This is a genomic window from Streptomyces sp. NPDC005181 (assembly GCF_040608395.1).
In the GTDB taxonomy this organism is placed as follows: Bacteria; Actinomycetota; Actinomycetes; order Streptomycetales; family Streptomycetaceae; genus Streptomyces.
In genome coordinates this window covers 15,310-34,886 of record NZ_JBEXID010000005.1, presented here as the reverse complement: position 1 = coordinate 34,886, position 19,577 = coordinate 15,310, and the positions used below count along the sequence as shown (strand labels likewise).

The 19,577-nt window shown below is 68.8% G+C and carries 21 protein-coding genes and 2 pseudogenes; 10 read left to right on the top strand and 13 right to left on the bottom strand.

Features of this window, described 5'->3' with window-relative positions; all coding sequences use genetic code 11:
- Positions 1-85 precede the first annotated feature (85 nt).
- Positions 86-979 carry a phosphatidylinositol-specific phospholipase C/glycerophosphodiester phosphodiesterase family protein gene (locus ABZV38_RS05255; protein ID WP_356324727.1) on the top strand — a complete coding sequence of 298 codons (894 nt, stop codon included), beginning with the start codon at positions 86-88 and terminating at the stop codon, positions 977-979.
- A 134-nt stretch (positions 980-1,113) separates the two neighbouring features.
- The gene (locus tag ABZV38_RS05250) at positions 1,114-1,308 is read left to right on the top strand and encodes a hypothetical protein (RefSeq protein ID WP_030924608.1); all 195 of its coding nucleotides are present in this window, start codon (positions 1,114-1,116) and stop codon (positions 1,306-1,308) included.
- Positions 1,309-1,507: 199 nt separating this feature from the next.
- On the opposite strand, the gene ABZV38_RS05245 is transcribed toward ABZV38_RS05250, so the two are convergent.
- On the bottom strand, positions 1,508-1,846 hold the full coding sequence (locus ABZV38_RS05245) for a DUF779 domain-containing protein (protein WP_356324724.1): 339 nt from the start codon (positions 1,844-1,846) through the stop codon (positions 1,508-1,510).
- Positions 1,847-2,141: 295 nt separating this feature from the next.
- Between ABZV38_RS05245 and ABZV38_RS05240 the strand changes: the two genes are divergently transcribed.
- Genes ABZV38_RS05240 through rbsD form a run of 5 tightly spaced genes read left to right on the top strand, consistent with a single transcriptional unit; the run spans position 2,142 to position 7,965 of the window.
- Positions 2,142-3,158 carry a LacI family DNA-binding transcriptional regulator gene (locus tag ABZV38_RS05240; protein WP_356324722.1) on the top strand — a complete coding sequence of 339 codons (1,017 nt, stop codon included), beginning with the start codon at positions 2,142-2,144 and terminating at the stop codon, positions 3,156-3,158.
- Positions 3,155-4,699, top strand: a complete 1,545-nt coding sequence (locus ABZV38_RS05235) for a sugar ABC transporter ATP-binding protein (RefSeq protein ID WP_356324720.1) — start codon at positions 3,155-3,157, stop codon at positions 4,697-4,699. The genes ABZV38_RS05240 and ABZV38_RS05235 overlap by 4 nt, the downstream gene beginning before the upstream one ends.
- The gene (locus ABZV38_RS05230; protein WP_356324718.1) at positions 4,689-6,641 is read left to right on the top strand and encodes a substrate-binding domain-containing protein; all 1,953 of its coding nucleotides are present in this window, start codon (positions 4,689-4,691) and stop codon (positions 6,639-6,641) included. The genes ABZV38_RS05235 and ABZV38_RS05230 overlap by 11 nt, the downstream gene beginning before the upstream one ends.
- 32 nt (positions 6,642-6,673) lie before the next feature.
- On the top strand, positions 6,674-7,579 hold the full coding sequence (locus ABZV38_RS05225) for a ribokinase (RefSeq protein ID WP_356324716.1): 906 nt from the start codon (positions 6,674-6,676) through the stop codon (positions 7,577-7,579).
- Positions 7,576-7,965 (top strand): D-ribose pyranase, encoded by a 390-nt coding sequence (gene rbsD, locus ABZV38_RS05220; RefSeq protein WP_356324714.1) that lies wholly within the window; start codon positions 7,576-7,578, stop codon positions 7,963-7,965. The genes ABZV38_RS05225 and rbsD overlap by 4 nt, the downstream gene beginning before the upstream one ends.
- A 71-nt stretch (positions 7,966-8,036) precedes the next feature.
- On the opposite strand, the gene ABZV38_RS05215 is transcribed toward rbsD, so the two are convergent.
- The 8 genes and pseudogenes from ABZV38_RS05215 to ABZV38_RS05180 form a co-directional block, all read right to left on the bottom strand.
- The gene (locus ABZV38_RS05215; RefSeq protein WP_356324712.1) at positions 8,037-8,801 is read right to left on the bottom strand and encodes an enoyl-CoA hydratase/isomerase family protein; all 765 of its coding nucleotides are present in this window, start codon (positions 8,799-8,801) and stop codon (positions 8,037-8,039) included.
- A gap of 51 nt (positions 8,802-8,852) precedes the next feature.
- A complete protein-coding gene (locus ABZV38_RS05210; protein WP_356324710.1) occupies positions 8,853-10,106 on the bottom strand; it encodes a cytochrome P450 in 1,254 nt (417 codons plus the stop codon).
- A 102-nt stretch (positions 10,107-10,208) separates the two neighbouring features.
- Entirely contained in the window at positions 10,209-11,576 is a 1,368-nt protein-coding gene (locus tag ABZV38_RS05205) for a cytochrome P450 (protein ID WP_356324708.1), read from the bottom strand.
- Between the two features lie 9 nt (positions 11,577-11,585).
- Positions 11,586-12,176, bottom strand: coding sequence for an ATP/GTP-binding protein (locus ABZV38_RS05200; protein ID WP_356324706.1), 591 nt, complete (start codon positions 12,174-12,176; stop codon positions 11,586-11,588).
- Positions 12,151-12,531, bottom strand: coding sequence for a DUF742 domain-containing protein (locus ABZV38_RS05195; RefSeq protein WP_356324704.1), 381 nt, complete (start codon positions 12,529-12,531; stop codon positions 12,151-12,153). Before ABZV38_RS05195 ends, ABZV38_RS05200 begins: the two co-directional genes overlap by 26 nt.
- On the bottom strand, positions 12,528-12,938 hold the full coding sequence (locus ABZV38_RS05190; protein ID WP_356324701.1) for a roadblock/LC7 domain-containing protein: 411 nt from the start codon (positions 12,936-12,938) through the stop codon (positions 12,528-12,530). The genes ABZV38_RS05195 and ABZV38_RS05190 overlap by 4 nt, the downstream gene beginning before the upstream one ends.
- A complete protein-coding gene (locus ABZV38_RS05185) occupies positions 12,935-14,080 on the bottom strand; it encodes an ATP-binding protein (RefSeq protein ID WP_356324699.1) in 1,146 nt (381 codons plus the stop codon). The genes ABZV38_RS05190 and ABZV38_RS05185 overlap by 4 nt, the downstream gene beginning before the upstream one ends.
- Positions 14,081-14,375: 295 nt before the next feature.
- Positions 14,376-15,116 (bottom strand): annotated as a pseudogene (locus tag ABZV38_RS05180) (MFS transporter); the annotation flags it as partial.
- A 25-nt stretch (positions 15,117-15,141) separates the two neighbouring features.
- Here ABZV38_RS05180 and ABZV38_RS05175 point away from each other — a divergent pair.
- On the top strand, positions 15,142-15,294 hold the full coding sequence (locus tag ABZV38_RS05175; RefSeq protein WP_356324697.1) for a hypothetical protein: 153 nt from the start codon (positions 15,142-15,144) through the stop codon (positions 15,292-15,294).
- Positions 15,295-15,404: 110 nt separating this feature from the next.
- On the opposite strand, the gene ABZV38_RS05170 is transcribed toward ABZV38_RS05175, so the two are convergent.
- Positions 15,405-15,986 carry a hypothetical protein gene (locus ABZV38_RS05170; protein ID WP_356324695.1) on the bottom strand — a complete coding sequence of 194 codons (582 nt, stop codon included), beginning with the start codon at positions 15,984-15,986 and terminating at the stop codon, positions 15,405-15,407.
- Here ABZV38_RS05170 and ABZV38_RS05165 point away from each other — a divergent pair.
- The gene (locus tag ABZV38_RS05165; protein ID WP_356324693.1) at positions 15,979-16,104 is read left to right on the top strand and encodes a hypothetical protein; all 126 of its coding nucleotides are present in this window, start codon (positions 15,979-15,981) and stop codon (positions 16,102-16,104) included. The genes ABZV38_RS05170 and ABZV38_RS05165 overlap by 8 nt on opposite strands.
- Positions 16,105-16,251: 147 nt before the next feature.
- Here ABZV38_RS05165 and ABZV38_RS05160 read toward each other — a convergent pair.
- Positions 16,252-16,979: pseudogene (locus tag ABZV38_RS05160) on the bottom strand (2OG-Fe(II) oxygenase).
- A 57-nt stretch (positions 16,980-17,036) separates the two neighbouring features.
- Positions 17,037-17,549 (bottom strand): methylated-DNA--[protein]-cysteine S-methyltransferase, encoded by a 513-nt coding sequence (locus ABZV38_RS05155; protein WP_356324691.1) that lies wholly within the window; start codon positions 17,547-17,549, stop codon positions 17,037-17,039.
- A gap of 213 nt (positions 17,550-17,762) precedes the next feature.
- On the opposite strand from ABZV38_RS05155, the gene ABZV38_RS05150 reads away from it, so the two are divergent.
- Positions 17,763-18,347 carry a helix-turn-helix domain-containing protein gene (locus ABZV38_RS05150; protein ID WP_356324983.1) on the top strand — a complete coding sequence of 195 codons (585 nt, stop codon included), beginning with the start codon at positions 17,763-17,765 and terminating at the stop codon, positions 18,345-18,347.
- A 96-nt stretch (positions 18,348-18,443) separates the two neighbouring features.
- Here ABZV38_RS05150 and ABZV38_RS05145 read toward each other — a convergent pair whose 3' ends face one another.
- Positions 18,444-19,538 carry an NAD(P)/FAD-dependent oxidoreductase gene (locus ABZV38_RS05145; RefSeq protein WP_356324689.1) on the bottom strand — a complete coding sequence of 365 codons (1,095 nt, stop codon included), beginning with the start codon at positions 19,536-19,538 and terminating at the stop codon, positions 18,444-18,446.
- Positions 19,539-19,577: the final 39 nt, after the last annotated feature.

Genomic DNA, 19,577 nt, shown 5'->3' with positions numbered 1-19,577 from the left:
GCAGGTACCTGCCCGTCAGGGCTGCTCCGGACCCATACTCGGTCGCGTCCGTCCGTCCGTCCGCACCTCGTTCCCGGGAGAATCCATGGCGTTCCCGACCCGCCGACGCGTCGTCACCACCGCCCTTGCCACCCTGGCCGCAGGCGCAGTCGTCCCCCTTCAGCCGGCCGCGGCCGCCGAGCCCGTCGCCGCGCGGCACCGCCCGCCCCGCCGCCCGCTGCGACAGGCCCACGCCCACAACGACTACCTCCATACGCACCCGCTCCATGACGCGCTCTCGCACGGGTTCACCAGCGTCGAGGCGGACATCTTCCTCGTGGACGGGGAACTGCTCGTCGCCCACGAAACCACCGACCTCGACCCCACTCGCACCCTCGCGTCGCTCTACCTTGACCCCTTGCTGGCCAGGGTCAGGGCCAATCACGGCACGGTGTACGCCGGCTGTCGCGAACCCGTGCAGCTGCTCATCGACATCAAGACCGACGGCGCCGCCGCCTACCTGGAACTCGACCGGCAACTGCAGCGGTACCGTCGGATGCTGACCTCGTATCACGACGGCCGGGTACGCGCAGGCGCAGTCACCCCCGTCATCTCCGGCGACCGGGCCGCCCGCGTCCCCATGGAGGCGCAGCGCTCGCGCCTCGCATTCTACGACGGCAGGCTCGACGACCTCGGCACCGCGGCAACCGCCTCATTCATCCCGCTCATCAGCAGCAACTGGACCGCGAGCTTCGGCTGGCTGGGCACGGGCCCGTTTCCCGCCACCGAACGGGACAGGCTCCGCGCCCTCGTCGGCGCCGCCCACCGCGGCGGACAGCGCGTGCGCTTCTGGGCGACGCCCGACGTCGCGGGAGCCGAGCGCGACGCCGTCTGGACCGAACTGCTGAGCGCCGGGGTCGACCATCTGAACACGGACGACCTGGCCGGGCTCGAGCTCTTCCTCCGTGCGAAGAACAGCGGTAGCCGACGCGGTGTCTGACGGACCGTACGGCGTGTGGCAGTGACAGTCAGTCAACACCCGGATGGCGGACACGCCAGTCCGCCGGATGGCCCCTTCGCTACGCCACACTGGCGGCCGAATGCCGCATTCCGGCGCGGCGGAGGAGGTTGACCATGGCCATTTCGATCTCACTGGTGCTGTTACTGCTGGTCCTTGCGGTGATCTTCCTCCGCAACGGAGGACTGAAGCTCTCGCATGCGATCGTCTGCGCGCTGCTCGGATTCTTCCTGGCCGGGACAAGCATGGCGCCGAGCATTCAGGAGGGGCTGACGGCCACGGCCGACGTCGTCAGCAGCCTCAAGCCCTGACCGAACTCGCTGCGGCGCCGTGAAGCGGTCATGAAACACACGGCACTTCCACGGATACCTCAAGGGGTCGCTCCGGCGTCGGGCGGCGGCGCGACCCCGTGCGGCCCCGACGGCACGGCCTGCGTCGGCGTGTTCAACGACGTCGTGGCGGCACGCGACACGAAGTGACGTTCGCCGTCCGGGGCGCGGACTGCGCGGATCAGGTACTGACGAGGCGCGACCGGATCAGGAACCGGACCCCCTCCGGCGCCTCCAGCGAGAACCCGCTGCCGCGCCCCGCCACCACATCGACGATCAGCCGGGTGTGCGCCCACACCTCGAACTGGCTCTTCGACATCCAGAAGGGGACGCGCTCCGCGACCCCGTCTACGGCGAGCGAAGCGAGCAGCACATCGGAGCTGCCGGTACGGAACTCGCCGTCCTGATAGCACATGGGCGCACTGCCGTCGCAGCAGCCGCCGGACTGGTGGAACATCAGTGGCCCGTGGGCCTCCCGCAGGCGCCGCACCAGATCGGCGGCTGCGGGAGTGAGCTCCACGCGCGGTGCGTCCGAGGGGATCACGTGTCGGCCTTTCGCTGTCCGGTACCGATGCGATGGCTCCAGGCAACCCCGCACAACGTTGCGTCGAGGTTGCACGGGAACGTGGACCTGCGGGCCGCGCTCATATGAGCATCGCTTCATTACGGTTGCGTCTCGCTGCGCCAGGAGGGGCTTGCTTTGGAGCGTGTAATCGATTCCAATCGTCCATGTAATCGTTTCCATGAATGGTGGCGCCGACCGCGCCACCCTCTGGATCCGATGCTCACGGAAACCACAAGGAGGTGGTCCGGCAGTGGCCAGCATCAAAGATGTCGCAGCCGAGGCCGGCGTGTCCGTCGCCACGGTCTCGCGTGTCCTCAACAGCCATCCGTCCGTCAGCCCCGACGCGAGGGCCCGTGTCCTCGCCGCTGTCGACGCGCTCGGCTACCGGCCCAACGCCGTCGCCCGGTCGCTGCGCACCGACCGGACGCGCACCCTCGGGCTGATCATCAGCGACGTCCTCAATCCGTACTTCACCGCGCTGGCCCGCTCCGTCGAGGAAGCGGCGCGCGCCCTCGGGTACAGCGTCATCATCGGGAACGCCGACGAGCGGCCCGAGCTGCAGGACCACCACATCCGTACGCTCCTCGACCGCCGGATCGACGGTCTCCTCGTCTCGCCCACCGACGGCGGCTCCCCGCAGATACTCGACGCCGCGCGCGGCGGCACGCCCATGGTCTTCGTGGACCGCTGGATTCCCGGGGTGGACGTGCCGGTGGTGCGTGCAGACGGCTGTCCCGCCGTACGGGACCTCGTCGCCCATCTGCACCGGCTCGGCCACCGCCGGCTGGCGATCATCGCCGGCCCGGCCGCCACCACCACCGGCAGCGAGCGCGTCGAGGCCTTCCGCGACGCCTTGGGTGAGCACGGGCTTCCGCTGCCCGACGCCTACATCGGTCAGGGCGACTTCCAGGCGGACAGCGGACGCCGTGCCACCGAGCGGTTCCTGGCCCTCCCCGAGCCGCCCGACGCGGTCTTCGCCGCCGACAACCTGATGGCCCTCGGCGCACTGGACGCGATCCGTGCGCGCGGGCTGCGGGTTCCGCAGGACATCGCGCTCGCCGCGTTCGACGACATCCCGTGGTTCGTCCACACCGATCCGCCGATCACGGCGATCGCCCAGCCGACCGGAGACCTCGGCCGAGCCGCCGTACGGGCGCTGGTCGACGTCATTGAGGGCCGGCCCCCGCAGTCCGTCACCCTTTCCGCCCGTCTCGTCGTACGCAGGTCGTGCGGCGAGCCCGCTTCGTACCAGAGGAGCAACCTGTGAGCAGTCAGGACGAACTGCTGCGCATCGAGGGAATACGAAAGACCTTCCCCGGCGTGGTCGCGCTCGACTCCGTCGACTTCGACCTGCGCCGCGGCGAGGTGCATGTCCTCCTCGGTGAGAACGGCGCGGGCAAGAGCACGCTGATCAAGATGCTCTCCGGCGCCTACCGCCCGGACAGCGGACGGATCCTGGTCGACGGGGACGAGGTGCGTGTCCACGGCGCCCAGGACGCCGAACGGCTCGGGATCGCCACCATCTACCAGGAGTTCAACCTGGTGCCCGAGCTGACCGTCGCCGAGAACATCTTCCTCGGCCGCCAGCCGCGGCGCTTCGGCATGATCGACCGCAAGAAGATGGAGGCGGACGCCGAGGAACTCCTGCGCCGCGTCGGCGTGCACGTCTCACCGAAGACCAAGGTGCGCGAACTGGGCATCGCCCGGCTCCAGATGGTGGAGATCGCCAAGGCGCTCAGCCTGGACGCCCGGGTCCTGATCATGGACGAGCCGACCGCCGTGCTGACCAGTGAAGAGGTGGACAAACTCTTCCGGATCGTCCGGCAGCTGCGCGCGGACGGCGTGGGGATCGTCTTCATCACCCACCACCTGGAGGAGATCGCGGCGCTCGGCGACCGGGTCACCGTTCTGCGCGACGGCCGCAGCATCGACCAGGTGCCCGCCTCGACCCCCGAGAACGAACTCGTACGGCTGATGGTCGGGCGCAGCATCGAGCAGCAGTACCCGCGCGAACGCCCGGAGACGGGCGAAGCGTTGCTCTCGGTGCGCGGGCTGACCCGTGGCGGCGTCTTCCACGACATCAGCTTCGACGTGCACGCCGGTGAAGTCGTCGGACTCGCCGGACTCGTCGGCGCCGGCCGCACCGAAGTCGTCCGCGCCGTCTTCGGCGCCGACCCCTACGACGCAGGGAGCGTCGAGGTGCGCGGCGAGCGGCTGGGCAAGGGCGACGTGAACGCCGCCATGGGCGCCGGGATCGGGCTCGTGCCCGAGGACCGCAAGGGCCAGGGCCTCGTGCTCGACGCCTCGGTGCAGGAGAACCTCGGCCTGGTCACGCTGCGTTCGGCCAGCCGCGGCGGTCTGGTGGATCTCAAGGGGCAGCGCGCTGCCGCCGCCCGGATCGCCGAGCAGCTCGGCGTGCGGATGGCGGGCCTCGGCCAGCACGTCCGCACCCTCTCCGGTGGCAACCAGCAGAAGGTCGTCATCGGGAAGTGGCTGCTCGCCGACACCAGGGTGCTGATCCTCGACGAGCCGACCCGAGGCATCGACGTCGGCGCGAAGGTCGAGATCTATCAGCTCATCAACGAACTGACGGCCTCCGGCCATGCGGTCCTGATGATCTCCAGCGACCTGCCCGAGGTCCTCGGCATGAGCGACCGGGTGCTCGTCATGGCCCAGGGCCGGATCGCCGGCGAACTGCCCGCGCACGAAGCGACCCAGGACACGGTGATGGCGCTCGCCGTCAGCGCCCCGTCCGTAACAACCACCCCAGATGTGAACGATGAAGTGGAGGGCTCCCGTGGCCACTGACACGCTCAAGAGCAATACGGGGGCAAGTGGCGCCTCGGCGCTCCGCCGCATCCTGCTCGACAACGGCGCGCTGAGCGCCCTGGTGGTCCTGGTAGTGGCGATGTCGCTGCTCTCCGGCGACTTCCTCACCACCCAGAACCTGCTCAACGTGGGTGTGCAGGCCTCCGTGACGGCGATCCTCGCGTTCGGCGTGACCTTCGTCATCGTCTCGGCGGGCATCGACCTGTCCGTCGGCTCGGTGGCCGCGCTCTCGGCGACCGTACTCGCCTGGATGGCGACATCCGAGGGCGTCCCCGTGTGGATCGCGGTGATCCTTGCGGTAGCCACGGGCATCGCCTGCGGTCTCGTCAACGGCGCCCTCGTCGCGTACGGGAAACTCCCGCCGTTCATCGCCACGCTGGCGATGCTCTCGATCGGCCGCGGCCTGTCCCTCGTCATCTCGCAGGGCAGCCCGATCCCCTTCCCCGGCTCCGTCTCGGTCCTCGGCGACACGCTCGGCGGGTGGCTGCCCGTCCCCGTCCTCGTGATGGTCGCGATGGGGCTGGTGACGGCAGTCGTCCTCGGGCGCACGTACATCGGCCGTTCGATGTACGCAATCGGCGGCAACGAGGAAGCAGCCAGGCTCTCGGGCCTGCGCGTCAAGCGGCAGAAGCTGGTCATCTACGCCCTGTCCGGTCTCTTCGCCGCCGCCGCAGGCATCGTCCTCGCCTCCCGGCTCGCCTCGGCGCAGCCGCAGGCCGCTCAGGGCTACGAGCTGGACGCGATCGCCGCGGTCGTCATCGGCGGCGCCAGCCTCGCGGGCGGCGTCGGCAAGGCCTCCGGAACCCTGATCGGCGCGCTCATACTCGCCGTGCTCCGCAACGGCCTCAACCTGCTGTCCGTCTCGGCCTTCTGGCAGCAGGTCGTCATCGGTGTCGTGATCGCGCTCGCAGTCCTGCTGGACACGGTGCGCCGGCGGACCGGCGGTGGGTCCGCGACGTCGGCGTCCTCGCCCGGGGCATCCGGGCACCGGGGCAAGGGAGCCGCGAAAATCGCGATCGCCGCCGTGTGCGTGGCGGCCGTCGTCGCAGCCGTGTCCTTCTTCAACTCCGGCAACTCCGGCACGACCACCAAGGTCGGCATGTCGCTCTCCACGCTCAACAACCCCTTCTTCGTCCAGATGAAGGCGGGCGCGCAGGCCGAGGCGAAGGACGCGGGCATCGACCTCACCGTGACGGACGCGCAGAACGACGCGTCGCAGCAGGCCAACCAGCTGCAGAACTTCACCGGCGCGGGCGTGCAGTCGATCATCGTCAATCCGGTGGACTCGGATGCGGTGGGACCCGCGGTGCGGGCCGCCAACAAGGCCGACATCCCCGTGGTCGCCGCCGACCGCGGCGTCAACAAGGCGGAGACCGCGGCGCTCGTCGCCTCCGACAACGTCGCGGGCGGCAGGCTCGCCGCGAAGGCGCTGGCCGAGAAGCTCGGCGGCAAGGGCGACATCGTCGTCCTCCAGGGCACCGCGGGCACCTCCGCCAGCCGCGAGCGCGGCAAGGGCTTCACCGAGGGTCTGAAGGCCTACCCGGGGATCAAGGTCGTCGCCTCCCAGCCTGCGGACTTCGACCGTACGAAGGGCCTGGACGTCATGACCAACCTGCTGCAGTCCCACCCGCGCATCACCGGCGTCTTCGCCGAGAACGACGAGATGGCGCTCGGCGCGGTCAAGGCGCTCGGCAGCAAGGCCGGCAAGTCCGTCGACGTCGTCGGGTTCGACGGCACCCCCGACGGCCTGAAGGCGGTCGCCGCGGGCACGCTGTACGCCTCGGTCGCCCAGCAGCCGAAGGAGCTCGGGAAGATCGCCGTGCAGAACGCGGTCGAGGCCGCGCGCGGCAAGCAGGTCGACAGCATGGTCAAGGTGCCGGTGAAGGTCGTGACGGAGAAGAACGTCGCCGACTTCTCCTGACCGGCCCCACCCCCAGTGAAATGAGGACAGTGATGCGCGACTACGACCTGCTGGTCGTGGGGTCGGCCAACGCCGACCTGGTGATAGGCGTCGAGCGTCGGCCCGCGCCGGGCGAGACCGTGCTCGGCTCCGATCTTGCGGTCCACCCCGGCGGCAAGGGAGCCAACCAGGCGGTCGCCGCCGCCCGCCTGGGCGCCAGGACCGCACTGCTCGCCAGGGTGGGTGATGACGCCCATGGGCGGCTGCTGCTGGAATCGCAGCGCGCGGCCGGTGTCGAGACCGGTGGTGTCCAGGTCGGCGGGGCACCCACCGGCGTCGCGCTGATCACGGTGGATCCGTCGGGTGACAACAGCATCGTGGTCTCGCCCGGGGCCAACGCCCGGCTGACCCCCGGCGACATCCGCGCCGCCGACCGCCTGCTCGCCGGCGCCCGGGTCGTCTCGGCGCAGCTGGAGATCCCCCTGGAGACGGTGGCCGAGGTGGTACGCACCCGGCCGGCCGGTACCCGGTTCGTACTGAACCCGTCCCCGCCCGCGCCGCTGCCCGCGGACGTCCTCGCCGCCTGCGACCCGCTGGTGGTCAACGAGCACGAAGCCCGGTTCATGCTCGGCGATGCGGCCGGGCCCGGCCCCGAGGACTGGGCGCGGGAGCTTCTCGTGCTCGGCCCGCGGTCGGTGGTGATCACGCTGGGTGCCCAGGGTGCGCTGGTCGCCGACGGCCGTACGGACACGGTGGTGCGGGTTCCGAGCCTGCGGGTCGACGCCGTGGACACCACCGGCGCCGGCGACGCCTTCACCGCCGCTTTGGCCTGGCGGCTCAGCCTGGGCGAGGACCTCGCGACGGCTGCCGCCTTCGCTGTGCGGGTGGGCGCCGCCGCCGTCACCAGGGAAGGCGCCCAGGCGTCCTTCCCCACCGCCGAGGAGGTCTCCGCGCTGTGAAGAAGGCCGGAATACTCAACCGTCATCTGGCCGGGGCGCTGGCCGAACTGGGCCATGGCGACACGGTCCTCGTCTGCGATGCGGGCATGCCCGTCCCGGCCGGCCCGCGCGTCGTCGATCTGGCCTTCCGTGCCGGGATCCCCTCCTTCGCCGACGTGCTCGAAGGGCTGCTGGACGAGCTGGTGATCGAGCGCGCCACGGCCGCGCGCGAGGTGCGGGAGGCGAATCCTGCGGCTGCCCGGCTGCTGGAAGGGTGCCTGCCGGATCTGGAGCTGGTCGGACACGACGAGCTCAAGGCGCTGTCGGCAGGGGCGCGGCTGATCGTACGGACCGGGGAGGCGCGGCCCTACGCGAACGTCCTGCTGCACTGCGGCGTCTTCTTCTGATACGCGTGGAGACGAGTGAGGCCCGGCTCCGCAACGCGGTGCCGGGCCTCACCGCGTTTCCTGGCGGGCTGTCAGCGCGCCCGCGCCGCCTGCGCCGCCGAGACCGAGGCCGTCAGCAGCTCCGCGTCGAAGAGTGAGGCGTCCGCGAGACGGGCGGCGCCCGCATAGGCATTGAGCATGACCTTGGCACTCCGCAGCGCCGCGGGAGACCTGCGGACCAGCGGCTTGGTCCACCGTACGACGGTGCTGTCGAGATCGTCCTCCGGAACGACCTTGTGGAGTATGGAGAGTTCCGCCGCCCGCACGGCATCGAAATTGTCCGCCGTGAGAATCAGCTCGCGGACCTTCGCAGCCCCCGACTCGTTGAGCAGGCGGGGCAGGACCCCGCCCCACGCCGGCGGAACCCCGAGGCCCAGCTCCGGCATCCGGAAACGGGAGGTGTCCGCCCCGACCCGCAGATCGCAGAAGATCGCGAGTCCGAGACCGGCTCCGATCACTCCGCCGTGCAGCCGGGCGATGGTGACCGCATGCGTGGTCGCCAGTGCGTCGCACACCCGGCGCGCCTTGTTGCCGAGGGCGTGGAGGCCCGCCCCGCCGGGGGCGGCGGCGAGGAGCTCGGCGAACTCGCTCCGCTCTCCGCCCAGACAGAAGTCGTCCCCCGCGCCCGAGAGGACGAGCACCCGGATGCCCGGGTCGTCGTCCAACGCGGCCAGGACGGTGAGGAGTTCGTCGAGGACCCGCCCGGACAGCGCGTTGCCCGTCTCGGGGAGGTTCAACTGCACCTGCAGGACCGGGCCTTCGGTCGTGACGCGGAGGGTCTTGAAGTCTTCTGGCATGCTCGTTCTCTTCCTTGTGCTCTGATTTCCGCGTGTGTTCGGGACCGTGCCTCAGGCTCGGGCGACCGTCAGCTTCGTGAGACGGCGGAAGGCCACGCGTGGCGCCCAGACAGGCGAACCGCTGATGCGCAGGCCGGGCAGCCGCTCCAGCAGCGCGGTCAGCAGCGAGGTCGCCTCCAGACGGGCCAGCGGCGCGCCGAGGCAGTAGTGGATGCCGCCGCCGAAGCTGAGATGAGGGGCTCTGCGATGGATTTTGAACAGGGTGGGGTCTTCATACTTCGCCGGGTCGTGATGGGCTGCGCCGACCATGAGCTGCACCATCTCGTCCTTGTGGACGCGCACTCCGGCGAGTGTCGTGTCCTTGGGGGCGATCCGGCTGATCATGTGGATCGGCGCGTCATAGCGCAGGACTTCATCGATCGCGCTCGGTATGTGCTCGGGATGCGCACGCAGCCACTCCAGTTGACGGGGGTGCTCATGGAGCAGCCACACCATGGTGGAGAGAAGGTGCGAGGTCGTCTCCAGCCCGGCCAGGAGCACGAAGAGTGTGAGGGAGTAGACCGCCTCGTCCGCGACGGCCCGGTCGGATTCGAGCCCGTCCCAGGTCCGCAGCCAGGCCGACACCGGATCGTTCCCCGGGGCCCTGCGGCGCTCCTCGACCAGAGCGGTGAAGTACTCCCGGAGGCGATGGGTCGCCGCGTCGGAGAGCGCGAGCTGGCTCCGGGACGGGAAGAGTTCCTGGGTGAACACCTGATCATGCGTGAGTGACCGAAGGAGAGGATAATCGACCGGTGATATACCGAGCCATTCACCGATCACGGTGACAGGCAATTCTTCGGTGACCAGTTCACAGAAATCCACCTCGCCATGGCATAGATCGCCGGTGAGGCGGTCGAGCAATCGCCCCGTAATTCGGTCGACCGATTCTCGCATGACTTCGAGTGATTTTCTGTCGAACATATTGCCCATGGACCTCCGCATCGTGGTGTGATGCGGAGGATTGAGCATGGGGAGCGTGTCGGCCATTTGACGTGAAGCGGGGGCACCCCAGCGGGTGACGTCCTCCTGCCGGGTCCGCCACTCGCTGCCGGGTACCTTCCAGGATCTATCCCTGAGTACCTGGTCACAGAGGGTATGGGAGTTCACCAGGTGCCCGCCCCAGGGGGCCGGAATGACGTCACCCATGGCCCTGAGTTCTTTATAGATAGGCAATGGATTTGCCTGACCACTCGGGGTACGCAGCCGCGAGAAAAGCGAAGAAACGGCACGCCGGTCGACCGGCGGGATAGCCAGGGAAAGCTCCACAGGGAATCCTTTTCAAGAGATGACGTAGGATTTTTCAACCCTGTCTACCCATGTGGTTGAATGTTCATGCAGGGGTGAATACGGGAAGGGCTGTTATGGATCTCACACCTTCCACCAGGTCAGGAATCCGCTCCACCAGCTACCCTTCTGCGGTGCGTTTCCGCTGTCCCGGGACGGGGTATTTTCAGGGGTCCTGATTGCCCCGGCGGAGGGCGCGGATCCGCGCCTTTCTTTGCGTTCCGGGGTAAAACGGGCGGGCAGCGACTTGAGGGCGCGGTGGAACGGCCCGGGCCGCCAGGACAGCATGTCGGCGGGCACGGCCAGGTCGATGTCCGGAAGGCTGTTGAGCAGCTTCTCGATCGCCTGGACGGCGATCAGCAGGGCAGGATCCTTGGCCGGACAGGCGTGCGGCCCCGCACCCCAGGCGAGGTGGGCCCGCTTGCTGAGCGTCTGCCGGCTCATGGACAGGGCAGGATCGGTGTTCGCCGCGGCAAAGCTGATCAGCACGGGATCACCGGCGTTGAGCGTCACCCCGCCGAGGTCCACGTCGTACACCGGGTAGTGCGCGGCGTAGTTGGCGATGGGCGGGCTGTTCCAGAGCACGTCATTGATGGCGTCCTCGACCAGCAGACCGGCCGAGTGGTGACCGCCCGCGTACTTGTCGTCGGAGAGCAGCAGCCGCAGCGCGTTGGCGATGATGTTCTGGGTCGGCTCGGTGCCCGCCCCGATCAGCATCACCAGCTGATGGATCATCTCCTCGTCCGTCAGCCGGGCCTCGTGCTGCATCAGCCAGGAGGTGACGTCCTCGCCCGGCTCGGCCCGCTTCAGTGCGACCAGTTCGAACAGGGATTCCGTGAGGATCTGGTTCGCCTGCTCCACGTCCACGCCGTCGAAGAGACAGGAAATACCGAAGACGAGACGGTCGCCGATCTCCGCAGGGCAGCCGAAGAGGTCGTTGAAGACGAGCAGCGGCAACAACTGCGCGTAGTCGGTGATCAGATCGGCCCGGCCCCGGCCGTTGAACTGGTCGATGAGATAAGTGGCGACGCGGTCCACATGCCGGGTCATCCGATGCGTATCGACCCGGGCCAGCGAATCCGTCACCGCCTGACGCAGCCTCAAATGGACGGCGCCGTCGGTGAACAGACAGTTGGGCCGGTACAGCATCATGGGAAGCACAGCGCTGTCCATGGGCACCAGGCCCTCGTTCACGGCGCGCCAACGGCGTGAGTCCCGGGCGAAGACGTCAGGGTTCTGCAGCACATGGAGCGCCGCCGCGTAGTCGGTGACCAGCGACGCCTCCACGCCGGGGGACAGCTCGACGGGGCCCGCCGGACCGTACTCCCGAAGGTGTCGGTAGAAGGCGTCCGGAGCGGCAGCGAATTCGGGCCCGTGCAGAGGAACGCTCTTGCCGCTGTTGTGGGCCGGGCACCCCGGCGGCGGGGCCTGGGCCTCCGAATGATGTTGCATGCCGAACTCCTAGGAAAGGCGCGACTGTAGGTAACGGACGAGAACGATGAGCGCATTCGCCGACGAGCGCTGGTCACGCGCGTCGCAGGTGACGAGTGGCGTCTCGGGCAGGAGGTCGAGAGCCTCCCGGATCTCCGCATCCTGGTGGTTCTGGCTGTCGGCGAACCGGTTGACGGCAATGGTGTACGGGATTCCGTACTGCTCGACAAGATCCATGACGGGAAATGATTCTTCGAGGCGTTCGGGATCGACGAGCACCAAGGCGCCGAGTGCGCCCCGAGACATGTCTTCCCACACCTGGACGAAGCGTTGCTGCCCGGGTGTTCCGAAGAGATAGAGGACCAGGTTCTCGCTGAGCGTCAGCCGGCCGAAGTCCATGGCCACGGTGGTCGTGGACTTCCCCGGGGTGCCCTTGAGGTCGTCGATCCCCTCACCGGCCTGCGTCATCACCTCTTCGGTGCGCAGCGGTGGAATCTCGGACATGGTTCCGATGAACGTGGTCTTACCCACGGCGAAATGACCGACGACGAGGATCTTCGCCGCAGTCTGCACTGAATCGCGCAGGTAGACGCCGTCATCCGAATCTTGCTTGAAGGCCATGCAGCACCTCCTCGAGTATGTGACGGTCGACAAGTTCCGCGCTGGGAACGGGTTTGCGCGTGCAGAGATATCCGCTGTCGATGAGATCGGTCAGCAGCAGTCTGACGATTCCCACGGGAAGCTGGGTGTGTCCGGCGATCTCCGCGACCGAGAGATAGCCACCCGAGCACAGCTCGATCAGGCGGCGCTTCTCGGGATCGAGCAGATCGTTCCGGGGAGCTTCTTCGGCCACGGTGACCAACGTGATCAGTGACAGACCGTCACCGTTCAGCAGGATGCGGCCGTTGGTGATCACGTACGGACGTACTAACGGTGGTGCTTCCGGTCCCAGTTCGGAGTCGTCCGGTGTCGTCATGCCTTGGTGTCAGCAATCTCGCGAGGGGGGCTGGTCAGGGCCTTGCCGAGTTGGCCGACGAGCTGCTGCATGCGGAAGGTGATGTCAGCCATGTCGACCTCGGGGGAAGCCGACACGGCGAGGTAGGCCCCTTCGCCGGCGGAGATGAGAAAGACCCAGCCGTGCTCGAACTCGACGAGCGTCTGACGCCAGGTCGGCCGGTCGCTCGGCGGCTCGCCGCAGAAATCCGCCACGGTACGGCTCAGGGACTGCATGCCGCTCATTGCCGCGGCGACGGTGTCGGCATGATCCTTCCCGACATCCTTCGAGCGGGCCATGAGCAGGCCGTCGGCGGAAACGAGAATGGCGTGCCGTGCCTCGGGCACTTCCAAGGCGCTGTCAAGCATCCATGACAGGTCGTAGTTCACTGAGCCTCATGCCCTTCGCTACTGGCGCTGTTTGTGCGTCGTCCTGACTGTGTCCCCCGTTGGAATGCCCCCATGACGGAAGCGATCTGTTCGGTCGATCGTGCCGGGGTCTCCCCGCTGTCGGCTGTCGGCACGATCGAAATGGCGGCGCCTCTGCGGCGCCTCTTCGGCAGGCCGCCGAAGGTGGTCGAGGAATCCGTCGAATCCTCTTCGGGCGGCATCGGGGAAGACTCGCCCACAGCGGGGTTCTCCTTCGCCTCGGGCTTGAGGTCGGGCTCCGGCATGGACGTGAGGAGATCATCGGGAAGGAGCACGACCGCCCTCACACCACCGTACGGAGAGGCCGAATCCACAGAGACGCTGAACCCGTAGCGTGCCGCCAGCACGCCGATCACGGTGAATCCGAACTGAGGCGGGTTCCCGAGCCCTGAGACACCGGGGGAGCGCTCGCTCGAAAGGAGCTTGGCGGCCCGGCTCTTCTCTTCCTCGTTCATACCGACACCGGCGTCGTCGACGACGATGCAGACACCCTTGGGTACGGCCCGGATGTTGATCTCGATCGTGGTTTCCGGCGCCGAGTAGCTGGTGGCGTTGTCGAGCAGTTCGGCCAGCGTGAGCGCGACCGGTTCCACGGCCCGGCTGACGATGGCGAAATTGCTCTGGGTCCGGATCTCGACACGCGTGAAATGGCGGATTCGGCCCTTCGCGCTGCGCACCACGTCGTAGAGCGACGCGGCCGTACGCTGGCGGCCGAGCCAGCCGTCGCAGAGCACGGCAATGGACTGGGCGCGCCGCGCGAACTGCGAGTTCATGTGGTCGATGTCCAGGAGATCCTGGAGGATCTGAAGTTCGCCGTACTTCTCCTGCAGTTTCGTGATCGCCAACTGCTGCTCGCTGGCGAGACCCTGCAGCGTGCGCATGGCGGACTTCAGAGCGGTCTTGGTGTCCTCCTCGGCCCGCTCCTTCGCTTCCTGCACGGATTCCGCATAATGCTCTTCAAGAGCAGAATAATGTTGGGTGAGTTCCAGCTTTTCCCTACGCAGAGTGGAATTCGCACGTCTGCCACGAACGATTGCGGTTGCGGCGACAGGAGTACCAGCGATCAATGCCCACAGTGCTGGATCCTGGAAGTATTGAGTCATAAGGCTCTCTTCGGATGGCTGGGCCGCCGGATGCAGAACTTCCGGAAGACGCGTCCGTGTGCGCCCGTGACCTCGGTTCCACGGGAACGACCGCGCGTCCTCTGCTGCCCGGCTGCCTTGGAAGGCCCGGCTGATGGCATAACTCTCCCCGGTGTGGCGGAAGTCTGGGCCGACGCTTCATTGAATGCACGTCGCAGCGGTATTGATGCCGCCAGGCAAGCTTTGGCGATCCTAGCATCATCCGAAGGGATGATGATCAAGCAGTTTTGTTCCCTTTTTTCCATCTGACGGTAATTCAGCATGGTGTCCGGTATGGGGACTTGGTGATCCTGACTGTCCGAGAGGACGTGCCACTTGCCGCAGAAGGGTGAGCTTCAACCGAGGCGGCGACGGCGCAGAACGCAACCGGCAGGAAGAACGTGAAGTTGAGCGGGATGAAGTGGGTCAGCGGTCCGATGACGGCGGGCCCGGCGAGCAGACCGAGGTAGCCGAGTCCGGCGACGCGGGAGACATTGGCCCCGGCGGCGTCCTGGTCGACGTGGCCTGCGGCGCTGAACAGATGGGGGATGCAGCCGGACAGCCCGGCCCCGTACACGGTCCAGCCGGCCAGGGCCAGCGGTGTCCAGGGAGACAGCGCCGCTACCGTGAGGCCGAGCGCGGCCACGGACGCCCCGTGGCGGAGGACGGCCACCGGGCCGAAGCGAGCGGCCACTCGGTCGGTGAGCAGCCGGCCGATGGTCATGGCGGTGGCGAAGGCCCCATAGGCGAGGGCAGCGGTCGCGGGGGGCGCGTCCAGGACGTCGCGCAGCTGGAGCACACTCCAGTCGTTGGCCACGCCCTCGCAGAGCATGAGCATCAGCGCGAGGGCGGCCAGCATCCAGATGCGGCGGGGCGTCCTGGGCCCGTTCGTCACCGCGGCGGCGGGTACTTCGGCGGTGGAGTCGCGCTCCGTACGAAGCAGAGCGGGGGCGGCCAGCGCGGCTACGGCGAGGCCGACGAGCGCCACCGCGCCGAGAGTGACCGCCGGGCTCCAGCCCGATGCCGTACGGCAGGCGGGCCGGATGGCAGTGGCGGAGCCGGCCGAACTCACCGGCGCCTCGGAGATGACCATCCGCCGGGACCTGGACCTGCACGCCGTCGTCACCGACGAGTCCGCACCGCTCGACGAGACCGACGCACTGGCTGCGGCGGGTGTGACGGTACGGAAGGTGTGACCGTACGAAACGTGTGGCCACCCCGGGGCGGGCGGGCGCGACCACCCATGAGGGGGCAGCCAACCACGGCCGGCGCGGCTGATCCGGCCACGGCAGCAGCCCGCCCCGTCTCACGGGCGCGGGGTCTCGGCGCGGCCTGCTGCCGCGGGCGGGCGGGAGGCCACCCAGCCGCGGCGCACGCTCCACGTGCCACTGTCGGCGCTCGCGCCGCGCAGTCCGTCGAGGGTGTTCTCTCCGGCGAGCGCGGGCAGGCGGGCGTCCCGGAGTGAGGCGAAGGCGACAGTGCGGTCAGGGGCCCAGTCCGCGCTGCGGCGCAGACGGCGGGCCAGTTGGGCAAAGCCGAGCGGGGCGGCTGCCATCACCCAGGCGTCGGGTGTCTCACCGGTCAGCCTCGTCGCGGGGCGTAGCCAGGAGGCCGCCGACTCCGGCCAGTCGACCACGGCCAGGACCGTTCCGCCGCAGGCGCGCCAGGCGGTGCTGAAGGCTTCGGCCGCTGCCCTGGACGCGTCGTCGCGGCTGTGGCCGATGAACACGGTCTCGATGGGGGACCGGGGATACTTCAGCAACCCGATGAGTGCGGTGAGTTCGGCCTCGGTGTGTGGGGACGGCGGCGGCAGGTCGCGGTACTCGGCGAGGTCCGAGGCGGGGATCAGAGGCGAGCGGTCCTGCTTCCGCTCCTTGGGCGTGTTCATGGTGGAGGCGTTCTCCCGGTTCAGTTTCCAGCGGGCGTACGTCGCGGGCAGGCACACGGCGCAGGGCCGGTACCCGGCCGTGATCGCGGTGGTCTCGTCGGGGAAGAAGACCCGGTAAGCGACATAGTGGCCACGGGCGATGGCCCGCAGGGCGGAGGGCAGTCGAGCCGGCCGTACAGACGTCCGCGCCGGTGCCCTCCGAGCGCGCCGGGGGCGGCACTCCGGTACGGCAGTCCGTCCGCGCCGAGCAGGGTGTACATACGCGTCAGGCGGCGTCGTGGAAGACCAGGCCCAGCGCGTGGCGGCGGCCGGATCGGACGGTGCTGACTCCGTGCCGCATCGCACCGGCCGACCAGCCGCGTCGGCCGGCCACCGGGCGGTCGCGGGTGGTGAAGATCAGTCCGTGGCCCTGAGCGAGGACGTGCGTGGTGCCGCGCGACTGGGCGCGCGGGCGCTGCTCGACGAGCAGGAACTCCCCGCCGGTGTAGTCGGTGCCGTACGCGTCGAGACCCACCACCACCTGGAGGGGGAAGAGCATGTCGCCGAACACGTCGCGGTGCAGGGCGTTCCAGTCGCCTCCTCATAGCGCAGCAGGATCTGCGCCGAGCGGTTCTGCCCCGCTTCGTGGCACAGGGACACCCATTCCTCCAGGGTGTCGGGCCAGGGTGCGGGGCGGCCGAGCCGAGCGGCCCAGTCGCGGGCGATGGTCAGCAGGTGCGGGTAGAGCGCCGCGCGCAGTTCGGCCACCGGACGGGGCAGATCATGGGTGAAGTAGCGGTACTGGCCGGAACCGAAACGGTGACGGGCCATGTCGACCGTCGTCCGGAAGAGGTCGGTCCGGTCGTAGAGTCCGGCGATCTCGGTGCACTGGGCGATGGTGAGGAGACGTGGCGTGAACGCGCATCCGTAGGTGTCCAGTTCCTCGGCGAGGTGCGCCCAGTCGGCCGTGTCCACGTGCTTGCGGGTGCGGGCGATGTCGGTCTTGGTGCTCATCGGTGTGCTCCGTCAGGGGGTGTGGGCCGCGCCGCCGTCGGCGGTGTCTGCCCGTCGTCAGATGAGCGTCGGCTGCAGGGCGCCCTCGTGCGTGAGGAGCTGCACCTTTCGCTCGACACCGCCGGCGTAACCCCGCATCGAGTTGTCGGCGCCGATCACCCGGTGGCAGGGGCGCACCAGCAGCAGCGGGTTGGCGCCGACCGCCCCGCCCACGGCTTGCACGCGCTCACGCGGAAGGCCGAGCTGCTCGGTCAGCTTGCCGTAGGTGGTGGTGGCGCCGTACGGGATGGCATCCAGGGCGCCCCACACCTGCTGCTGGAAGTCGGACCCGGTGGGCGTGAACTCCAGGTGGAACACGGTCAGTTCACCTGTGAAGTAAGCCTGGATCTGTCGAACCGCCTCGGCGAAGGCGGCTTCGTCGTGCCGCCATTCCTTGCGGAGTGGGGGAGCCTTTTTCATGCCCTGCAGGGACAGCGAGGTGAGCGCGGTGCCACCCGGCGCTGTGTGGGACTCCTCGCCCACCAGGAGCAGGTGGCCGAGCGCGCTGTCGATCGTGGTGTGGACCGTCATGGTCGTGGTCCCCTTCGTGTGGATGTTTCCGTCCTGCTCTCACAGCCTGGGGGTTTCGGACGCGCAAAGCTGGCGGTATTCGGTCACCGCGCTGGGAGCTGTTCCCGGGCCGGATTCCACGATGTCGAGGAGGCTCTCCGCGACGGCCTGACGTCGCGGTGCGGTTCCATGCCGAGCTCATCCACTTGCAATTATTTATGCCATTTCAGCAAGATAAGAGGCGTGGAAGAGCTGAGTACCGTACTGGCCGCTGTCGGGCCGCGACTGCGCGCTCTGCGTAGGCAGCGCGGCATCACCCTGGCCGACCTGGCGGAGACGACCGGGATCTCGGAGAGCACGCTCTCGCGACTGGAGAGCGGCGGGCGGCGGCCGAACCTGGAACTGCTGCTGCCGCTGGCCCGCGCCTACGGAGTCCCGCTCGACGAACTGGTCGGCGCACCGCACACCGGGGACCCGCGCGTGCACCTTCGTCCGGTACGCCGATCCGGGATGACGTTCGTGCCGCTGAGCCGCCGGGCCGGGGGCATGCAGGCGCACAAACTGGTGATCCCGCCCAGCCGCCGGGACACCGAACCCGACCTGAAAGTGCACGAGGGGTACGAATGGGTCTATGTCCTGAGCGGCCGGCTGAGGCTGCTCCTCGGAGACCGGGACCTGGTCCTCACATCCGGTGAGGTGGCGGAGTTCGACACCCATGTGCCGCACTGGCTGGGAGCTGCTGACTCCGATGCGGTCGAACTGCTCGTCCTCTTCGGCCCGCAGGGTGAACGTGCCCATTTGCGTGCCCGCGCGACCTGACCGCACGCGGAAGTCCGCGCCCGCACACGCGGCGGGAAGGCCGCTCGCGGCCGGCCGGCGGTCGGGAAGCGCACGCCGCCGACCGGCGCAGGGGAGTCACCGACCAGGGGGGCGGCCAGGGCGGAGCAGCGTGTCGAGTCCATGGCGGCGATTCCCCAGGGCGCGCTCGCAGCCGGCGGCCTCAGCATCAGGGCTGAAGGCATCAAGGAACCGCTCCTCCTTCCGGAGCGCCACCGCGGCATCGGTGTCGGCGGCCACGAGATCGCTGTTGATCGCTGCCGCGGCCTGCACTCCGGCTGCCGCAGCGGCGGGGACCCCGCCCAGCAGTTCGGTGACATTGCCGGCGACCCACACCCCGGCGACACCGGTGAAGCCACTCGCGTCCGATTCCACGTAACTCCCCACGCCCATGGGGTGCTCCACCGCAGTCGGACCGAGGCCTGCGAGCACTTCGCTACGGGCTTCGAACCGGGGCGCCACCACCAGGGCACGCACCGGTACCCGTCGGCCGGAGGACAGCCGTACAGCCGAGAGGCGGTCGTCGTCGCCCACTTCGAGAGCGGCTACCTCTCCGTCGACCACGCTGATTCCGCGGGCGGCCAGCTGCTCCCACTGCTCCTCGCCCGGGTCGTCCGCGGTGTGCAGGAACAGGGTCACGTCCGGCGACAACTGGCGGAACAGCAGCGCCTGATGCACTGCGGCCGGCCCGTCGGCGAGCACACCGATCGGCGCGTCGCGCACCTCCCACCCATGGCAGTACGGGCAGTGCAGAACGTCACGGCCCCAACGCTCCCGAAGACCGGGGACATCGGGGAGTTCATCCACCAGTCCGGTGGTCACCAGCAGTCGCCGAGCACCATAGCTCCGGCCCCCAGCGGTGGCCACGACGAACCGTTCGCCGTCACGGCGGACGGCCACCACCTTGTCCGACACGATCCGCGCGCCGTAACCGGTGACCTCCGCCCGGCCCGCTCGCAGCAGCTCGCCCGGCGCGATTCCGTCGCGCGACAGCAGTCCATGGACTCCGGATGCGGGCGCATTGCGCGGCTCCCCGGAGTCGACCACCAGCACCGACCGCCGGGAGCGGGCCAGCGTCAGAGCACCGGACAGCCCGGCGATCCCACCTCCGACGACCACGACATCTACATCAGCAGCTGCCTCGACGAGGCTGTTCTTCTCCGTCTCATTCATAGGAACACCCTGCGAGCCACCCGGGCGCAAGTGCAAGAT